The sequence below is a fragment of the Cyanobacterium sp. IPPAS B-1200 genome (assembly GCF_001747005.2).
GTDB lineage: Bacteria > Cyanobacteriota > Cyanobacteriia > Cyanobacteriales > Cyanobacteriaceae > Cyanobacterium.
Genome location: NZ_CP182899.1, coordinates 3044543 through 3060833 on the forward strand (window position 1 = coordinate 3044543; position 16291 = coordinate 3060833).

General features: G+C 38.4%; 13 protein-coding genes. 9 read left to right on the plus strand and 4 right to left on the minus strand.

From position 1 onward, the window contains the following. The first annotated feature begins 65 nt into the window (after positions 1 to 65). The 3 genes from trpC (at position 66) to A5482_RS14175 (ending at position 2540) form a co-directional block, all read left to right on the plus strand. Positions 66 to 947 (plus strand): indole-3-glycerol phosphate synthase TrpC, encoded by an 882-nt coding sequence (gene trpC, locus A5482_RS14165; RefSeq protein ID WP_069791332.1) that lies wholly within the window; start codon positions 66 to 68, stop codon positions 945 to 947. Positions 948 to 1085: 138 nt separating this feature from the next. After that, positions 1086 to 1550, plus strand: a complete 465-nt coding sequence (locus A5482_RS14170) for an MEKHLA domain-containing protein (RefSeq protein WP_069791331.1) — start codon at positions 1086 to 1088, stop codon at positions 1548 to 1550. A 147-nt stretch (positions 1551 to 1697) separates the two neighbouring features. Continuing rightward, positions 1698 to 2540, plus strand: coding sequence for a glycerol acyltransferase (locus A5482_RS14175; RefSeq protein WP_069791330.1), 843 nt, complete (start codon positions 1698 to 1700; stop codon positions 2538 to 2540). A gap of 106 nt (positions 2541 to 2646) precedes the next feature. Here the strand turns inward: A5482_RS14175 and surE are convergent, their stop codons facing one another. Then, entirely contained in the window at positions 2647 to 3438 is a 792-nt protein-coding gene (surE, locus tag A5482_RS14180; protein ID WP_069791329.1) for a 5'/3'-nucleotidase SurE, read from the minus strand. Between the two features lie 432 nt (positions 3439 to 3870). On the opposite strand from surE, the gene A5482_RS14185 reads away from it, so the two are divergent. The 4 genes from A5482_RS14185 (at position 3871) to A5482_RS14200 (ending at position 8855) form a co-directional block, all read left to right on the plus strand. Further along, positions 3871 to 5781 carry a long-chain fatty acid--CoA ligase gene (locus tag A5482_RS14185; protein ID WP_069791327.1) on the plus strand — a complete coding sequence of 637 codons (1911 nt, stop codon included), beginning with the start codon at positions 3871 to 3873 and terminating at the stop codon, positions 5779 to 5781. Between the two features lie 25 nt (positions 5782 to 5806). Beyond that, a complete protein-coding gene (locus A5482_RS14190; RefSeq protein WP_069791326.1) occupies positions 5807 to 6250 on the plus strand; it encodes a YlqD family protein in 444 nt (147 codons plus the stop codon). A 148-nt stretch (positions 6251 to 6398) separates the two neighbouring features. Beyond that, a complete protein-coding gene (locus tag A5482_RS14195) occupies positions 6399 to 6761 on the plus strand; it encodes a hypothetical protein (RefSeq protein WP_069791325.1) in 363 nt (120 codons plus the stop codon). Between the two features lie 135 nt (positions 6762 to 6896). After that, positions 6897 to 8855 carry an HpaII family restriction endonuclease gene (locus A5482_RS14200; protein WP_069791324.1) on the plus strand — a complete coding sequence of 653 codons (1959 nt, stop codon included), beginning with the start codon at positions 6897 to 6899 and terminating at the stop codon, positions 8853 to 8855. A gap of 189 nt (positions 8856 to 9044) precedes the next feature. Here A5482_RS14200 and A5482_RS14205 read toward each other — a convergent pair whose 3' ends face one another. From A5482_RS14205 to A5482_RS14215, 3 genes are all read right to left on the minus strand, one after another. Continuing rightward, positions 9045 to 10679: an alpha-D-glucose phosphate-specific phosphoglucomutase gene (locus A5482_RS14205; protein WP_069791323.1), complete on the minus strand. Its 1635-nt coding sequence runs from the start codon at positions 10677 to 10679 to the stop codon at positions 9045 to 9047. 65 nt (positions 10680 to 10744) lie between these two features. After that, positions 10745 to 13327, minus strand: coding sequence for a DNA topoisomerase (ATP-hydrolyzing) subunit A (gene gyrA, locus A5482_RS14210; RefSeq protein WP_069791322.1), 2583 nt, complete (start codon positions 13325 to 13327; stop codon positions 10745 to 10747). 158 nt (positions 13328 to 13485) lie between these two features. Continuing rightward, complete coding sequence (locus A5482_RS14215) at positions 13486 to 15039, minus strand: NAD(P)H-quinone oxidoreductase subunit N (RefSeq protein ID WP_069791321.1); 1554 nt, start codon at positions 15037 to 15039, stop codon at positions 13486 to 13488. Positions 15040 to 15195: 156 nt separating this feature from the next. On the opposite strand from A5482_RS14215, the gene A5482_RS14220 reads away from it, so the two are divergent. Together A5482_RS14220 and A5482_RS14225 are read left to right on the plus strand one after the other, a co-directional pair. Beyond that, entirely contained in the window at positions 15196 to 15432 is a 237-nt protein-coding gene (locus tag A5482_RS14220) for a (2Fe-2S) ferredoxin domain-containing protein (protein WP_069791320.1), read from the plus strand. A 5-nt stretch (positions 15433 to 15437) separates the two neighbouring features. Beyond that, positions 15438 to 16106: an SDR family oxidoreductase gene (locus A5482_RS14225; protein WP_069791319.1), complete on the plus strand. Its 669-nt coding sequence runs from the start codon at positions 15438 to 15440 to the stop codon at positions 16104 to 16106. Positions 16107 to 16291 lie beyond the last annotated feature (185 nt).

Genomic DNA, 16291 nt, shown 5'->3' on the forward strand with positions numbered 1-16291 from the left:
AAGGGTCATTAAAAAAGTGTAAATTGTGAAAATACAATATTAATCCTCCGTCATAATTATCAAACATGAGAATTCGCCGTCAAGAGCCTTCCCCCTCCGTTGCCATTGAGAGTTTATGCTATCAAGTAAAAGTGCCAGAAGGTGAACCTCAAAATATCCTCGAAGAGATTGTATGGTATAAAGAGCAAGAGGTGGAGAAAATGCGCGATCGCCTTTCTCTGTTAGATTTAAGGGTACAGGTTAAAAAACTCACCAATCAACCCAAAGACTTTTTAGGAGCGTTGCATAATAGTCCCCATCAACCTGCCCTCATTGCCGAGGTCAAAAAAGCCTCCCCCAGTAAAGGGGTTATTCGTGCTGATTTTGAACCAAGTGCGATCGCCACTGCTTATGAAAAAGGAGGTGCGGCTTGTTTATCAGTGTTAACCGACAAAAAATTTTTTCAAGGTAGCTTTGAAAACTTAGTCATAGTTAGAAACACCGTCAATCTACCCTTATTGTGCAAAGAATTTGTCATTTACCCCTACCAAATTTATCTTGCTAGGTTAAACGGCGCTGATGCCGTCTTACTCATTACTGCCATCCTCAAAGATAGCGACATCAAATATTTTCTCAAAATCATCGAAGGATTAGGTATGACAGCCCTTATCGAAGTACATACCCTCGAAGAATTAGACAGAGTTTTAGCCATTGACGGAGTAAAATTAATCGGTATTAACAACCGCAACCTCGAAGACTTTACCGTTAGCCTTGACAACACGAAAGAAATTCTTGCTCAAAGGGCAGACATTATCAAGGAAAAAGGAATTACCATCGTTAGTGAATCAGGTTTATACACCAAAGAAGACTTACAATTTGTACAACAGGCAGGGGCAAACGCCGTTTTAATTGGTGAATCTTTGGTAAAACAAGATGATATTACCTCGGCAGTGAAAAATCTTTACTAAATTGGTTTCTAGGTTAAATCAAACACTACCCATAAAAATCCCCCATGATTATGGGGGGCAAAATAATCTTGAACCGTAAATAAATTTGTCAAAAAGACAGTAAATAATATCAGAAAAATCTAATTAGATAAATAAAAGATGATTAACATTTGGGAAAATCAGGAGATAATTAATTGGAGTCAAATAATACTTAATAGCTACAAAAAATTTGTAGAAAAAGACTTAATAGAAAAAAAAGGAGATGAATTAGCCCAAGCAAAAAACCTTTTTTATGCCCCCATGGTAGTATTTAGCCACAACACATTACCAGATCCAACCTATAATTATGGTAATGAAAAAGGCTTAATTTTATGGGATATGTCATGGGAACAATTAATAAAGACCCGCTCTCGTACTACGACAGAGCCTTTATTAAGGGAAGAAAGAGAAAGACTTTTGCAAGAAACAAACACTAAAGGTTACGTGTCAAATTATGAAGGGGTAAGAATTTCTCGCACGGGTATAAAATATCATATTAAAAATATTACTACGTGGAATTTAATGGATAATTCTAATAATTATTGTGGTCAAGCTGCTACTTTTTCTCGGTGGGAAAAACTCTAGTTTTTCTTATTATTATCAGTATTTTTCATGGGCGATCGCCCTTTTGCTGACATCTAATTGTGAAGTTTTGTAAAATTACTGTAAGCTAGAAGTAGTATTGCCTAAGAAGATATTGGCAATGGGAAATAAAAAATAGCAATTTTTATGATGTCAGATAAACGATTAGGCTGGTCATTAGATTATAGAGATCCAGAAACGATAAAAAAGGTAATGCCATTTTGGGAATTTTTATATAAATATTATTTTCAAGTAAAAACCGATGGCTGGGAATATATCCCCAATACTCAAGTGTTGTTCGTAGGTTCTCATAATGGGGGGTTAGGCGCCCCTGACATGACCATGATGATGTATGACTGGTTCAAACGTTTTGGGGTAGAAAAGCCAGTATATGGACTGATGCACCCCAGTGCTTGGAAAGTTTATAGTACCGTGATAGATTTAGCGGCACAATGTGGAGCGGTGGTAGCCCATCCAAAAATGGCCATAAGGGCGATCGAGTCTGGGGCTAGTGTTTTGGTGTACCCTGGGGGCGCTGAGGATGTGTTTCGCCCCTACAGTGAGAGGGATAAAATTAAGTTGGTGGGTAGAAAGGCTTTTATTAAATTAGCCCTTAAATATTCTTTGCCCATTGTGCCTTTGGTGTCCAAGGGCGCCCATGAAACTTTGTATGTATTGACGGATTTGTATGAACAGGCGAAGTCTTTCCATGATTTAGGGTGGTTTGATTGGATTTTAGATGTTGATCCTCAAACCTTTCCTATCTATCTTGGTTTGCCTTGGGGTATTGCCTTTGGCCCTTTACCTAATATTCCATTACCTAATCCTATTCGTACCCGAGTATGTCCTCCCATCTATTTTAAACATTATGGAATGGATGCTAGTAAGGATAAGGATTATGTGGATGAATGTTATGACATGGTGGAGAAATCTATGCAGTATCAGTTAGATTTACTCTATGACAACTCCAATGACAAGTATGCCATGCTCTAATGATCTTGATACAGAGGATTTCAATTTCAAGTCTGGGATTTAAACCCCTTGTTAAGGGTTTTTTCGTTTCATTTTCTAACCAATAACAGTGCCAACTAAATCCATGTTACGAGTCAAAATGATCTTGTAAATCGTTGACCATAACTACATCCGTAAGGTTATATTGCAGGGGAGTGATGGTTATATAGTTTTGTTTGTGGGCTTGTACGTCCGTGGGGAGTTCGGGGGGTAAGTAAATGTGTTCTGGTTGGTCTAGTTCTTCCACTAATTCCCCTGCTAACCAATAATAGGTTTTTCCACGGGGGTCTGATCTTTTTTGGAAGTGTTCGATATATCTTCTTAATCCCTGTCTGGTGATTTTAATTCCTGCAATTTCTGATTCGGGGAGGGCGGGAATGTTGACGTTAAGAAGGGTTGAGTCGATGAGGGGTTTTTCTTGTAGTTGTTCTATTAATTTCAGGGCGAAGTTGGCGGCGGGTTGAAATTCTTTGATGGTGAAACTGGTTAGACTAAAAGCAATGCTGGTAATGCCTTCGATGGTGCCTTCCATGGCGGCGGATACGGTACCAGAGTATAGTATATCCGTTCCGAGGTTAGAGCCTTGGTTGATGCCTGAGAGGACGAAATCAGGGCGATCGCCCATAATGGCACTTAATCCGAGTTTAACACTATCGGAGGGAGTTCCAGAACAAGACCAAGCAGTGATACTAGGGTGATACAATCCTTCTATTTGTTCGGCTCTAATGGGGTGATGGAGGGTTAAACCATGACCAGTGGCTGATCTTTCAATGTCGGGGGCTACCACTGTTACATCATGTCCTGCCTTAGCCAAAGTGTCGGCTAGAGTACGAATTCCTTTGGCAAAAATACCGTCGTCGTTACTGATTAAAATACGCATCTAAATAATTGATAATGGATAATGGATAATAAAAGTCTGCTCAATAAATCAGAAATTACAAGTACCAAGGGTTTAAGGATACTAGAAGTATTAAGGAATATATCAAAATTTAACAAAAAAACAGTTAAAAAAGCATAATAACAGATACTATACCAGTCAATTAAAGTAAGAAAACTATTTCCCATTCTCTATTGCCCACCTTCACTACTTCATTTTTTAAACACCGCCTTAGTAATGCTTTATTGTGACAATTTAATTTGTTGCCTAGGGGGAATGTTAGGCGAAAATAACTAGATTATGATGTTTACTATCAAGCAAAACATTAAGTTGATAATTTGACCATTAACGAAAATCCTTTGTTATTTGTTTATTTTAGACTCTTTGAGCCTATCTAGTAAAATTACAACATATAAAATTAAAAAATAAAAAGTTATGAGTAATATAGAATCTAGTAAATATTTAAACCTTAAATCTTTAGCTGGGATGTGGGATTTTATTCCTACAGAATTTGGTGATACTTTGGCATTACAAGATCCTCATAGTAAGCCAGAATTGAAGTTAAGTTATCAGGAATTGCATAGCAAAATCAAACAGTTTGCTACGGCTTTACAGGGTTTGGGTATTGAGAAGGGGAATAAAATTTGTTTGTTTGCCGATAATAGCCCCCGTTGGTTAATGGCAGATCAAGGTATTATTATGGCTGGGGCGGTGGATGCGGTGCGCTCTTCGGGGGCAGAAAAAAACGAACTACTCTATATTTTGGATGATAGTGATAGTGTGGCGTTGGTGGTTCAAGATTTAGAGTGTTTACAAAAGTTGCGTCCTGAGTTAGACACTTACCCTCTCAAGGTGGTTATTTTACTTTCTGATGAAGTGTTTGAGGGGGATTTTCCCTGTCCCGTATATAATTTTTCTGGTTTCATGGATTTGGGAGTAGGGGCAAGTTTTACTTCTGTCGAGGGAGAAATTGATGATTTGGCAACTCTTATTTATACCTCTGGTACTACAGGTAAGCCCAAGGGGGTAATGTTAACCCACCGTAATTTGTTGCATCAGGTGCGTAATTTGGAGATTATTATTCAACCAGCTAAAGGCGATCGCATCTTAACCATTTTACCCAGTTGGCACTCCTACGAAAGAGCCGCTGAATATTTCCTATTATCCCGTGGTGCAACCTTAATTTATACCAGTATTCGCTACTTTAAACAGGACTTGAAAGATTACAAACCTAACTATATGGTAGGTGTTCCCCGTCTGTGGGAATCCATCTATGAAGGAGTACAAAAAAACTTCCGTGATAGTGGCAAACAAAAATTAGTTAACTTTTTCTTCGGAATGTCCCAAGGTTACTTAGACGGTAAACGAGCCCAATCAGGATTAGACTTACAAAACCTCAACCCTAGCGGTATGGATAAATTTGTAGGAACATTAAAAACAATAGTTTACTATCCCTTCCATGTGGTCGGTGATAAATTAGTTTATACCAAAGTAAGAGAAGGTGTTGGTAATAGCATTAAAGCATGGATTAGTGGCGGTGGCTCCTTAGCAAAACACATTGATAACTTTTTCCAAATAGTTAATATTCCCCTCTTGGTGGGCTATGGCTTAACGGAAACTTCCCCCGTAACCAATGCCCGTCGCATGAATCGTAATATTGTCGGTGCTTCTGGGCAACCTCTCCCCGAAACCGAAATTATGATTGTTGATGCTGAAACCAAAACTCCCCTACCCCAAGGGCAAAAAGGACTCGTATTTATTCGGGGTACACAGGTAATGCAAGGATATTATAAAAAACCCGAAGCCACCGCAAAAGCGATTAATGAAGATGGCTGGTTTGATAGTGGCGATTTGGGTTGGATAACTCCTAAAGGTGACCTTGTGATCACAGGCCGGGCAAAGGATACTATTGTTTTGAGTAATGGGGAAAATATAGAACCTCAACCCCTTGAGGATGTCTGTTTACGCAGTCCTTTCGTTGATCAAATCATGTTGGTGGGACAAGATCAAAAATATTTGGGGGCTTTGATTGTACCGAATCTTGACGCCTTGAGTGGGTGGGCAAAAGAAAATAAAGTTTCCCTAAAAATTCCTGATGCTGGAGCTCCCAGAGAGGAGATAGAAAATAGTGATCTTTATTCTAAGGAGGTTACGAGCTTATTTAAACAAGAGTTGAACCGTGAGGTTAAAAATCGCCCTGGTTATCGTCCTGATGACCGTATCGCTGTTTTTGAGTTGATTTTAGAGCCTTTTTCTATGGCTAATGGTATGATGACCCAAACCCTGAAAGTGAAGCGCCCTGTTGTAACGAACCATTATCAGGATATGATAAACGCAATGTTTTAATGGAATTTATCGTTAATATAATTTTATGCAGTTAAATTTAAATACTTCTGGTTTAGTTCTCAAGCGTCCTGTTAATGTGAAGGTAATCGTTACCCCTGCATGGCAGGATGAGGCTCAAAAACAATTACAAAATCAGGTTAATCAGATTGATTCTCAACTCGCTCAACTTGAACAACAGGGGCAAAGGGCGATCGGCGAAATCCAAAAACAAGGTAGTATTCAAGCCGCCCAACAGATTGAAAATATCAATCAACAAGTTAATCAGAAAAAAAACGAACTTCTACAAAACAAAAATCAAATGTTACAGCAAATGCAACAGGTTCAATTATTAGAACTTGGGCAGGAAGTTGTACAGGCTCAGATGGAGAGCTTTTTTGAGGTAAAAGAAGGAGATAATCTTGTGGAAAAACTCAATGTAGAAGTTGTCCTCAGAGATGGAGTAATCGAGGAAATTAGAGGTAAAGTTTAAATAATTAACCATTTAATTTATCTTGCTTCGTAGGGTGGGCATTGCCCACCAAAATAACTTTCGTAAAAGCTACAATTACCCACGAAAAATACTATTGCTATAATTCAGTTATTGATACAGTAAAACTAAATTCATAAGTGTAATTGATATGACTAGCAATAATTCCCCCAATCCTATCCAACAAGGTTTAAGAATTGCCATTGGTGCTACTGCCTCCGCAGTGGAGACAATCCAAGATAGGGAGCGACTTAACCAAAAAATTACTGAATTAACCAGAGATTTACAAGCTAGATCTGAAATATGGGCGCAAAAAGGGGCTTTGACAGAGGACGAAGCAAAAAAAATGATTGAAGATTTTTTCAATCAAAAAAAAGATGTGCCTAAGTCTTCTAATACCAGTCCTTCTGGTGGTTCAACTCCTTCTAGCCAAGATTTACGAAGTTTAACGCAGGAAGTAATTAACCTTCGAGAGGAGTTAAATAAGCTCAATAGTAAATCTTCTGAGAATTAATTAAGATTAAAAATCCAAAGCATCCTTATCATGTCTTAAATATATTCAAATTTTAATGGTGGGCATTGCCCACCCTACAAGTAACATATATAGTAAATTTATGATGTAAAGTCAGTTCATTAAGAATAAGATAAATTGGAAAAATTCAAATTTATTGATTTATTTGCAGGAATAGGGGGATTTCATTTAGCTTTTCATTCCTTGGGTGGGGAATGTGTCTTCGCTTCAGAAATTGACACTCATGCTAGAAAAACCTATCAACATAATTTCTATTCCATCAACCCAGAATTATTTGAAAAAGGGATGTTTAATGATGATATTCGCAAAATATCTCCCCACGAAATTCCTGATTTTGACATACTATGTGCTGGATTTCCTTGCCAACCATTTAGCCAAGCAGGATATAAAAGAGGATTTAATGATAATCATAAATCAGAACGAGGAAATCTTTTTTTCAATATAGTTGATATTTTAGAAATTAAAAGACCAAAAGCATTTTTCTTAGAAAATGTCAGGGGTTTAATTAGTCATGATAAAGGTCAAACATTTAAAATTATTAGAGAAATTTTAGAAGAAGAATTAAACTACAGTTTTTATTATCAAATAGTCAAAGCCTCAGACTACGGGCTGCCACAATTAAGACCTAGAACTTTTATTATTGGCTTTAGAGATGAAGGATTTTTAAAAGGATTTAACTTTCCTCCGACTAAGCCTCTAAAATTTAATATGTCAGATGTTTGGGAAGGTCAATGTTCGCGGGAAATTGGTTTTACTTTAAGAGTTGGTGGACGAGGTTCTAACATTAATGATAGAAGAAATTGGGACTCTTATTTAGTTGACGGTGAAGTAAGGCAATTAATGCCTGAACAGGGGAAAAAAATGCAAGGATTTCCTGATAGTTTTGAGTTTCCTGTTTCCAAAAAAGAGGCTATGAAACAGTTAGGAAATAGTGTCGCAGTCGATGCAATTTTGGAATGTGGGAAAAGTTTATTAAATCATTTAAATGTTATTGAATTGCAAAGTTTAGATATGAAAAAAACAAAAAATAAGGGTGAATGGACTGAAATATATTCATTTTTTAAGGTGATTAATGATAAAAAACTTACTTTATCAGATAAAGATTTAAATAACACACAAAACTACTTTTCTGTTTCTAAAGTATCTACTCTTAATTTGGATAAAGATATAATCTTAACTGATACTGATTTAGTTTTTATAGAGAATAAAATTACCAAGCAAAGAAAACAAGTTAATATAGGAGGACTTATTAATAAGGATATTTTAGAAGATTTAAGTAATCAGATTAAACAAAATAAAGGTACATTTGAAATTGATGATATAGTAGCAATACAAAATGAATTAGGAATTTCTATTATTAAAGGGGGTAGAAGTAATCAAAAAAGCGATATTGTTTTAGATATAAATAAAGATAATTTTTATAAAATTAATGAAGGATTTGGTATTAAGTCTTATTTAGGTAGTAAACCAACTTTATTGAATGCTTCTGGAAAAACTAATTTTATTTTTAAAGTTGGTAATTTATCTAAGGGAGATTTGGATAACATTAACAGCACTAAAACCTTAAAAGATCGTCTTAATAAAATAATTGAATTTGGAGGGATTTTTTATTTTCATCAAATTGAACAAGAAACTATGTTTTACAATCTTAGAATTATTGATTCGATGATGCCTGAGATTGTAGCACAAATGTTATTGGAGTTTTTTGTTGAGAGAAATAATATCCTCTCTGAAAATTTAGTTTCTGTTTATAATAAAGGATTATTAGATAATATTACTGATGATTTATCCTCTCTGACTATTAAAGTAAAACGATTTTTAGTTAGTGTTTTGTTGGGCTTTTTCGCTGGAACTAAATGGGATGGAAAATATGCTTCAAATGGTACAATAGTAGTTAAAGATGATGGCGAACAATTAGCTTTCCATATCATAGATCTTTCTTCTTTAGAGGACTATTTATTTGAAAATATAGTTTTTGACACTCCTTCAACAACTAGACATCGTTATGGTAAATTAATTTTAGAAAATGATGGTAATTTGTATTTTAAACTTAATTTACAGCTTAGATTTCGTTAATTTTGAAAAAACTTAAGTAAAAAATGTGTATGCTTTCCCAATTCCACTGAGTTGTTTTGGAAAGTGATAGAAATAATTGAGGTGGATTTTCATCCACCTTTTAGCTTAAATTACTCTTAATTTGCTTTTCCATAGATATTAAGAAAGAGCAAAAAATAGGGTTATTGAGCAGAAACATTATCACTTTTTTTAGGTGATAACGGTGGGTTTGTCTCTATTGGTATATTTCTTGATGTGGGCAATTTCTTCTGCCACTTGAATTAAGTCACCGAGCGCCTCTTGGGTGTCTAAATTTTGCTTGGTGGTGTCAGGTTCATAACTTTCTAAATACACTCTTACCGTGGCGCCTTTTGTACCTGTGCCAGAGAGACGGAAAACAATTCTTGAGCCGTCGGTAAAGCCTATGCGTACTCCTTGTTTTTCTGATACGCTACCATCTACTGGATCAGTATAACTGAAGTCATCGGCATATTTGACGGTATATTTACCATAGGTTTTGCCCACGAGGGTATCGAATTGGTTGCGTAGTTGGTTGACTAATTCATTGGCGCCTTCACTGGCGACTTCTTCGTAGTCGTGACGGGAGTAGAAGTTGCGTCCGTAGGTTTTCCAGTGGGATTTGACGATTTGCTCCACGGATTCCTGTCTAACGGCGATGATGTTTAACCAGAAAAGCACTGCCCAAAGTCCGTCTTTTTCTCTGATGTGGTTGGAACTTGTGCCAAAACTTTCTTCTCCACAAATGGTGGCTTTGTCGGCATCGAGGAGATTACCGAAGAATTTCCACCCTGTGGGGGTTTCGTAGCAGTCAATGCCTAGTTTTTTGGCAACTCTATCCACGGCTTCGCTGGTGGGCATGGAACGGGCAACCCCTGCTAGTCCTTGTTTGTAGCCTTTTACTAAGTGGGCATTGGCGGTGATAACGGCTAAACTGTCGCTAGGATTGACGAAGAAATGTTTACCTAAAATCATATTGCGATCGCCATCACCATCGGAAGCAGCACCAAAATCGGGAGCATTATCCCCAAAAAGAATATCCACTAATCCTTTAGCATAAACCAAGTTAGGGTCTGGATGTCCCCCCCCAAAATCCTCGAGGGGAACACTATTTATTACGGTTCCAGTGGATGCCCCTAGTTTTTGCTCAAAAATTGCTTTTGCATAGGGTCCTGTGACGGCGTGGAGGGAATCCATGCACATTTTGAACTGACCACCAGTAAGGAGTTTTTTGATTAAATCAAAGTCAAATAGAGACTCCATTAATTCAGCGTAAGGCTTGACCGAATCTACCACTTCTACCTCCATATCACCTAGTTTAAATGAACCTTGGCTATTTAAGTTTATATCAGCAGATTCGAGGATAGAATATTCTTTGATGGTTAAGGTGCGCTGGTAAATGGCTTCGGTAACTTTTTCGGGAGCAGGACCACCATTAGTAACATTGTACTTAATGCCAAAATCACCGTTTTCTCCTCCGGGGTTGTGAGAAGCTGAAAGAATGATACCGCCATAGGCATTGTTACCACGGATAAGGCATGAAGCAGCAGGGGTGGATAAAATACCATCACAACCCACCAAAACCCTTCCTACACCATTGGCAGAAGCCATTTTGAGGATAGTTTGGATTGCTTGGCGGTTATAATAACGTCCATCTCCTCCCAATACAAGGGTATTCCCTTTTAATTCGGGAAGACTATCGAAGATTGATTGAACAAAGTTTTCTAAATAGTGGGGTTTTTGAAATACGGTGACGGCTTTGCGCAAGCCTGATGTCCCCGGTTTTTGGTCATTAAAGGGAGTTGTAGAGACTTTTATAATACTCATAAATAATCAATTTGATTACTCTATTGTGTTCCCTAAAAATGTTAACAGAAAGCTCCCACTAAAATTTAACTTAAATCTGTGGTTACATCTGAAGCCATTTCCTCCGTGGTTTCTTCACTAGCGGGGGGTACTAAAGCCACCGCTGCGATCGCATCATCCCCATCCAATTTCTGCACCCTTACTCCACTAGCGTTACGGGATTGGAGAGAAACCGCATTAACATCACAACGAATAATAATACCCCTTGTGGTGATAATCATAAACTCATCATCAGCATTGACGATGTGCAAAGCCGCTAATTCTTCCGTAGATTTACGGAAACGAATGGCTCTCAAACCTAAACCAGCCCTTCTTTGTAGCCTAAACTGAGATACAGGAACTCTTTTGCCATAACCGCTAGTAGTTACCGCCAAGGCCCAGGGAGCATCTTTGGCAGTATCATTGGTTAATTCTTCTTCCGTGTCATTATCAGGCTCATTATCATCCGCCTCCCCAATGGTAGCCACCACCTGAGAAGGAATAATATCCATACTAATTAATTGATCTCCTTTCCGTAGCTTCATGGATTTAACCCCTTTAGCCGTACGACTGAGGGGGCGTAGTTGATCATTATCAGCGTGGAAATGGATGGCCATACCTCGACGAGAGCCAATTAAAATGCTATCTTCTGCGGTAGCTAGACGCACCCAACGCAACTCATCCCCTTCAGCGAGGGAAATGGCAATTAACCCATTACTGCGAATATTAGCAAAGGCAGAGAGGGCAGTTTTTTTGATATACCCATTTTGGGTTAACATGACCAAATATTCATGATCTGTAAACTCACTTACTGCGAGAATAGAGGTGATTTTTTCCGCCGAGGAGATGGGCAACATCTGAATGATGGGCATACCACGGGCATTACGAGAGCTTGAGGGGATTTGATAGGCACTGAGGGCATATACTACGCCCCTATCGCTAAAGAAAAGGACGGTGTCATGTTCACACCCCGTTAAAAAGTGTTGGACTTCGTCATTTTCTTTCATTTTTGCCCCTGCTTTACCCCTAGTGGCTCGGTTTTGAGCTTCAAAGGTACTAACAAGCATTTTTTTCAAATACCCTTGTTCGGTTAAAATAATGGCTACTTGCTCATTGGCAATTAAATCAATATCCACTAAATCTCCATCCCCTTGGATAATTTCGGTACGGCGGGGGGTGGCATGGATAGTTTTGATTTCGATTAATTCTTCTTCGATGATGGCATCGATTCTTTCTCTACGCTCGAGAATATCCCGTAAATCGGTGATTTGAGTTAGTAAGTCTTGATGTTCGGCTTCTATTTTCTCGGCTTCTAGGGCGGTGAGTCTTCTTAGTTGCATTTGTAAGATAGCGTCTGCCTGAAACTCGGAGAGGGATAAATCATCTACTAATTGTTGTTTAGCGTTGGCGGTATCGGCGGCACTGCGGATGAGACGAATTACAGCATCTAAGTTGCCGAGCGCAATTAGTAACCCCTGTAAAATATGATCTCTTTCTTCGGCTTTACGGAGACGGTATTGGGTACGGCGGGTAATGGCTTCTACCCGAAAATCGAGGAAGACTTCGAGGAATTTTCTGAGGGTGAGTAGTTGGGGTTCGTTGCCCACCAAGGCTAACATATTACAACCGAAGTTGCTTTGGATGGTGGTTTGTTTGTAGAGGTTGTTTAATACTACCCTTGCATAAGCATCTCTTTTTAATTCTATAACAATGCGCATCCCGTTGCGATCGCTCTCATCCCTAATGTCAGAGATACCATCAATTTTTTTATCGTTAACTAAATCAGCAATTTTTTCAATTAAAGAGGCTTTGTTAGTTTGATAAGGCAACTCCGTAACGATAATAGCTTCCCTATCCTGTCTCCCCCGTTGGGAAATAGTTTCAATACCAGCTACCCCTCGCATGGTTACAGAACCTCTGCCCGTGGTGTAGGCTTCTTTTATCCCTTGTCTGCCTAAAATTTGTGCCCCTGTGGGAAAATCAGGACCGGGGATATACTGCATCAATTCAATGTCAGTAATTTCGGGATTATGAATCATGGCAATGGTACCATCAATCAATTCTCCGAGGTTGTGAGGAGGAATATTTGTCGCCATCCCCACCGCAATCCCTGTTGTACCATTTAACAACAATTGAGGTACCCTAGCAGGTAAAACCACAGGCTCTTGTTGTGAACCATCAAAGTTATCAATAAAATCAACGGTTTCGGCTTCAATATCTCTTAAAAGTCCGTTGGTAGCCAAAGACTGTAAACGACATTCCGTATAACGCATGGCGGCGGGGGGATCATTATCCACACTCCCAAAGTTACCATGACCATTAATCAAAGGATTTCGCATCGAAAAATCCTGAGCCATCCTCACAAGGGCATCATATACCGCAGAATCACCGTGGGGATGGTATTTACCCAAGACTTCCCCCACAACCCTTGCACACTTACGAAAAGGTCTTTCTGGGGTCAATCCTAGCTCATACATGGCGTATAAAATACGACGGTGAACTGGTTTTAAACCATCTCTTGCATCGGGCAAAGCCCTACCTACAATAACGCTCATGGCGTACTCTAGGTAAGAGTTTGACATTTCACTGGTTAGATTGGTTGGTACAATGCGTTCTTGGATGGAGGTCATATATATTTTGAGTCACGAAATTAATGCTATTTTAGCATAGATTAGCCCCTCAAAAATCAAGTGAGGCAATGGGCAATGGTAATAAAAAAAGTGAGGCTGACGACTAAATCAACCCCACTGATGGTGAAAAATTTTTGCGAGAAAAAAATTCTCTTAGCTTATTTGTTGATGGCAATATCGTTTATTACTTGATTAGGTGCGATCGCACTTTCTAATACAGAACTACTAATCACAGAATTATTAGCCACAGTAACCACAGGATTAGAGAGAATACCAATCAAAGAAGTTGCAACCACCAATAATACTAGGGATACTTGCATGGCACGCATACCGGGAAGATTCCAGCGCACTGGGGGGTATCTTTTGACCACTTCTGACATTTCCTGAGGTTCTTTTACTACCATCATTTTCACGACTCGGATATAGTAGTAAATAGAAATTACACTGGTGACGAGCGCCGTTAAAACTAAGCCATAAAGCCCACTTTGCCACCCCGCCCAGAAAATGTAAATTTTACCAAAAAATCCAGCTAAGGGGGGAATACCGCCGAGGGAGAGTAGGCAGAGACTTAAACCAAGGGTGAGGAGGGGATCTTTTTGATATAATCCTGCATAGTCACTAATTTTATCAGTACCGGTTCTGAGGGCAAAGAGAATTACACAGGTAAACGCCCCAAGGTTCATGAATAGATAGATAAAGAGATAGAATATCATACTAGAATATCCTGCCTGGGAGTCGGCTACTAAACCAATCATCACAAACCCTGCTTGACCGATGGAGGAATAGGCTAACATTCTTTTCATGCTAGTTTGGGCCAAAGCTACCACGTTTCCGAGTACCATACTAAGGATGGCTAGGGCGGTAAAAATGAATTGCCATTGTTCGCCCATGGGGTTGAAAGCAGTGGCGAGTAAGCGGATAGCTAGGGCAAATCCTGCGGCTTTTGAACCCACAGAAAGGAAGGCTACCACAGGGGTGGGAGAACCTTCGTAAACGTCTGGAGTCCACTGGTGGAAGGGTACAGCAGAAATTTTGAAGGCGATACCTGCAATGACGAACACGAGAGCAATGGCTAAACCTAAAGATTCTAAACCAGTGCCTGGTTGGATGGTAGAGGCGATCGCATTTATATCGGTTAAACCGCCAGAAAGTCCATACAACAAGGATAGACCATAAAGGAAAATAGCAGAACTAGCCGCCCCAATCAAAAGGTATTTTAAGGCAGCTTCATTGGAACGAGGATCTCTTTTCATGTATCCTGTCATCAGGTATGAAGAAATACTGAGCATTTCTAGGGATACAAAAATCATCACCAATTCCGATGCCCCACAGAGAAACATTCCCCCAAGGGTAGCGGTGAGCAAAATACAAATAAATTCTGCTAGGGCAGTGCCTGTATTTTCAATATAAGTAATGCTCATGGAGATGGTAATGGCTGCTGACAGTGCCACAATGATGCGGAATACTATACTGAGGTTGTCACCCACAAAAGAGCCTAAAAAGGATTGAGGGTTGGGATTATCCCAGCCCAACACTAGGGCTACCACAGACGCCAGTAAACCTCCAATGGCAAAGTAGGGCAACCATGAGGCAGCTTTACGTCCGAATATTAAATCTCCTATTAATACTAATAATAATGTAATGATTACAATTCCTTCTGGTAGAATTGCGATCGCATTTAATTGACTAGCGATTTGACTAGAAAAATCCATAATTAGTTGATTTTAAAACTATCAATAGTCAATCTTACCTGAAAAGTTCCTACAATGGATAATTGAGAATGGAGAATTGATAATGGATAATTGTTTTTATGGCATTGCTTAATCATGGATGATAATTTAATTTCATAGAAAAGTCTAAATATTTTTATGGATAAAAAACCCAATTTAATAGTTATCTGTAACGGTAGATCTTGTAAAAAATATGGAAGTAATTACCTTTTAGAAGCTATTCAAAAAGAAGATCAAAATGCCATAAAAGTGACCACTAAATATTGTTTCGGTCACTGTGGTAATGGTATTACCGTTTTAATCTTACCAGAAGAAAAAATTTATCCTAACATAAAAGATGAAAAAGAACTTTTAAATATACTCAACTCTAAATAATTATCATGGCTAAAACAATTTTAATCACAGGGGTAAGTAAAGGATTAGGAAAAGCATTAACAGAAAAATTTATCCCTTTAGGTCATACCATTATAGGGTGCGCTCGTTCCTATAACACCATCAAAGAATTACAACATAAATATCCAGAACATTATTTTTCTTCCCTAAATGTAGCTAATTATCAAGAAGTAAAAAAATGGCTTAAATCCTTACCTCAAACCCCCGACTTAGTCATTAATAACGCTGCAATTATTAATCAACCAGCGCCCCTATGGGAAATACCCACCGAAGATTTTGATCAACTAATTGACATCAATATCAAAGGTACAGCCAATATTATTCGAGGAATAGTACCCCTGATGATGGACAAAAAAGAGGGTATCATCGTCAATCTTAGCTCAGGTTGGGGACGTTCCACCTCCCCCGAAGTTGCCCCCTATTGTGCCTCTAAATGGGCTATTGAAGGATTAACCAAAGCCCTTGCCCAAGAGTTACCCAGCAATCTTGCCACCGTTGCCCTGAATCCTGGGGTTATTAATACTGAAATGTTAAATATTTGTTTTGGTGAACAAGCAGAATTATATGATTCTATTGATGATTGGGTTAAAAAAGCAGTACCATTTTTATTAAATTTATCTCTGAGGAATAATGGGGATTCTTTAACGGTTAATTAGGTATCACCATAAAAGCTTTATCATAAGGGCAGAAAATGCTCTAATTTTATTACATATGTAAAAGTAGTTAAACTAAAAAACCGATCAACTAAGATTTTTATGTCAAATTTTAAAGAGAAACAAAAGTTATGTCAAAGACTGCAAAAAGTGCGGATTTTCTACGTAAAATTTTTATGACTGTAGAT

Excerpts from the sequence above, each read along its gene's own strand:
- trpC (WP_069791332.1), top strand. The coding sequence starts at position 66 with ATGAGAATTCGCCGTCAAGAGCCTTCCCCCTCCGTTGCCATTGAGAGT.
- A5482_RS14170 (WP_069791331.1), top strand. The coding sequence starts at position 1,086 with ATGATTAACATTTGGGAAAATCAGGAGATAATTAATTGGAGTCAAATA.
- A5482_RS14175 (WP_069791330.1), top strand. The coding sequence starts at position 1,698 with ATGTCAGATAAACGATTAGGCTGGTCATTAGATTATAGAGATCCAGAA.
- surE (WP_069791329.1), bottom strand. The coding sequence starts at position 3,438 with ATGCGTATTTTAATCAGTAACGACGACGGTATTTTTGCCAAAGGAATT.
- A5482_RS14185 (WP_069791327.1), top strand. The coding sequence starts at position 3,871 with ATGAGTAATATAGAATCTAGTAAATATTTAAACCTTAAATCTTTAGCT.
- A5482_RS14190 (WP_069791326.1), top strand. The coding sequence starts at position 5,807 with ATGCAGTTAAATTTAAATACTTCTGGTTTAGTTCTCAAGCGTCCTGTT.
- A5482_RS14195 (WP_069791325.1), top strand. The coding sequence starts at position 6,399 with ATGACTAGCAATAATTCCCCCAATCCTATCCAACAAGGTTTAAGAATT.
- A5482_RS14205 (WP_069791323.1), bottom strand. The coding sequence starts at position 10,679 with ATGAGTATTATAAAAGTCTCTACAACTCCCTTTAATGACCAAAAACCG.
- gyrA (WP_069791322.1), bottom strand. The coding sequence starts at position 13,327 with ATGACCTCCATCCAAGAACGCATTGTACCAACCAATCTAACCAGTGAA.
- A5482_RS14215 (WP_069791321.1), bottom strand. The coding sequence starts at position 15,039 with ATGGATTTTTCTAGTCAAATCGCTAGTCAATTAAATGCGATCGCAATT.
- A5482_RS14220 (WP_069791320.1), top strand. The coding sequence starts at position 15,196 with ATGGATAAAAAACCCAATTTAATAGTTATCTGTAACGGTAGATCTTGT.
- A5482_RS14225 (WP_069791319.1), top strand. The coding sequence starts at position 15,438 with ATGGCTAAAACAATTTTAATCACAGGGGTAAGTAAAGGATTAGGAAAA.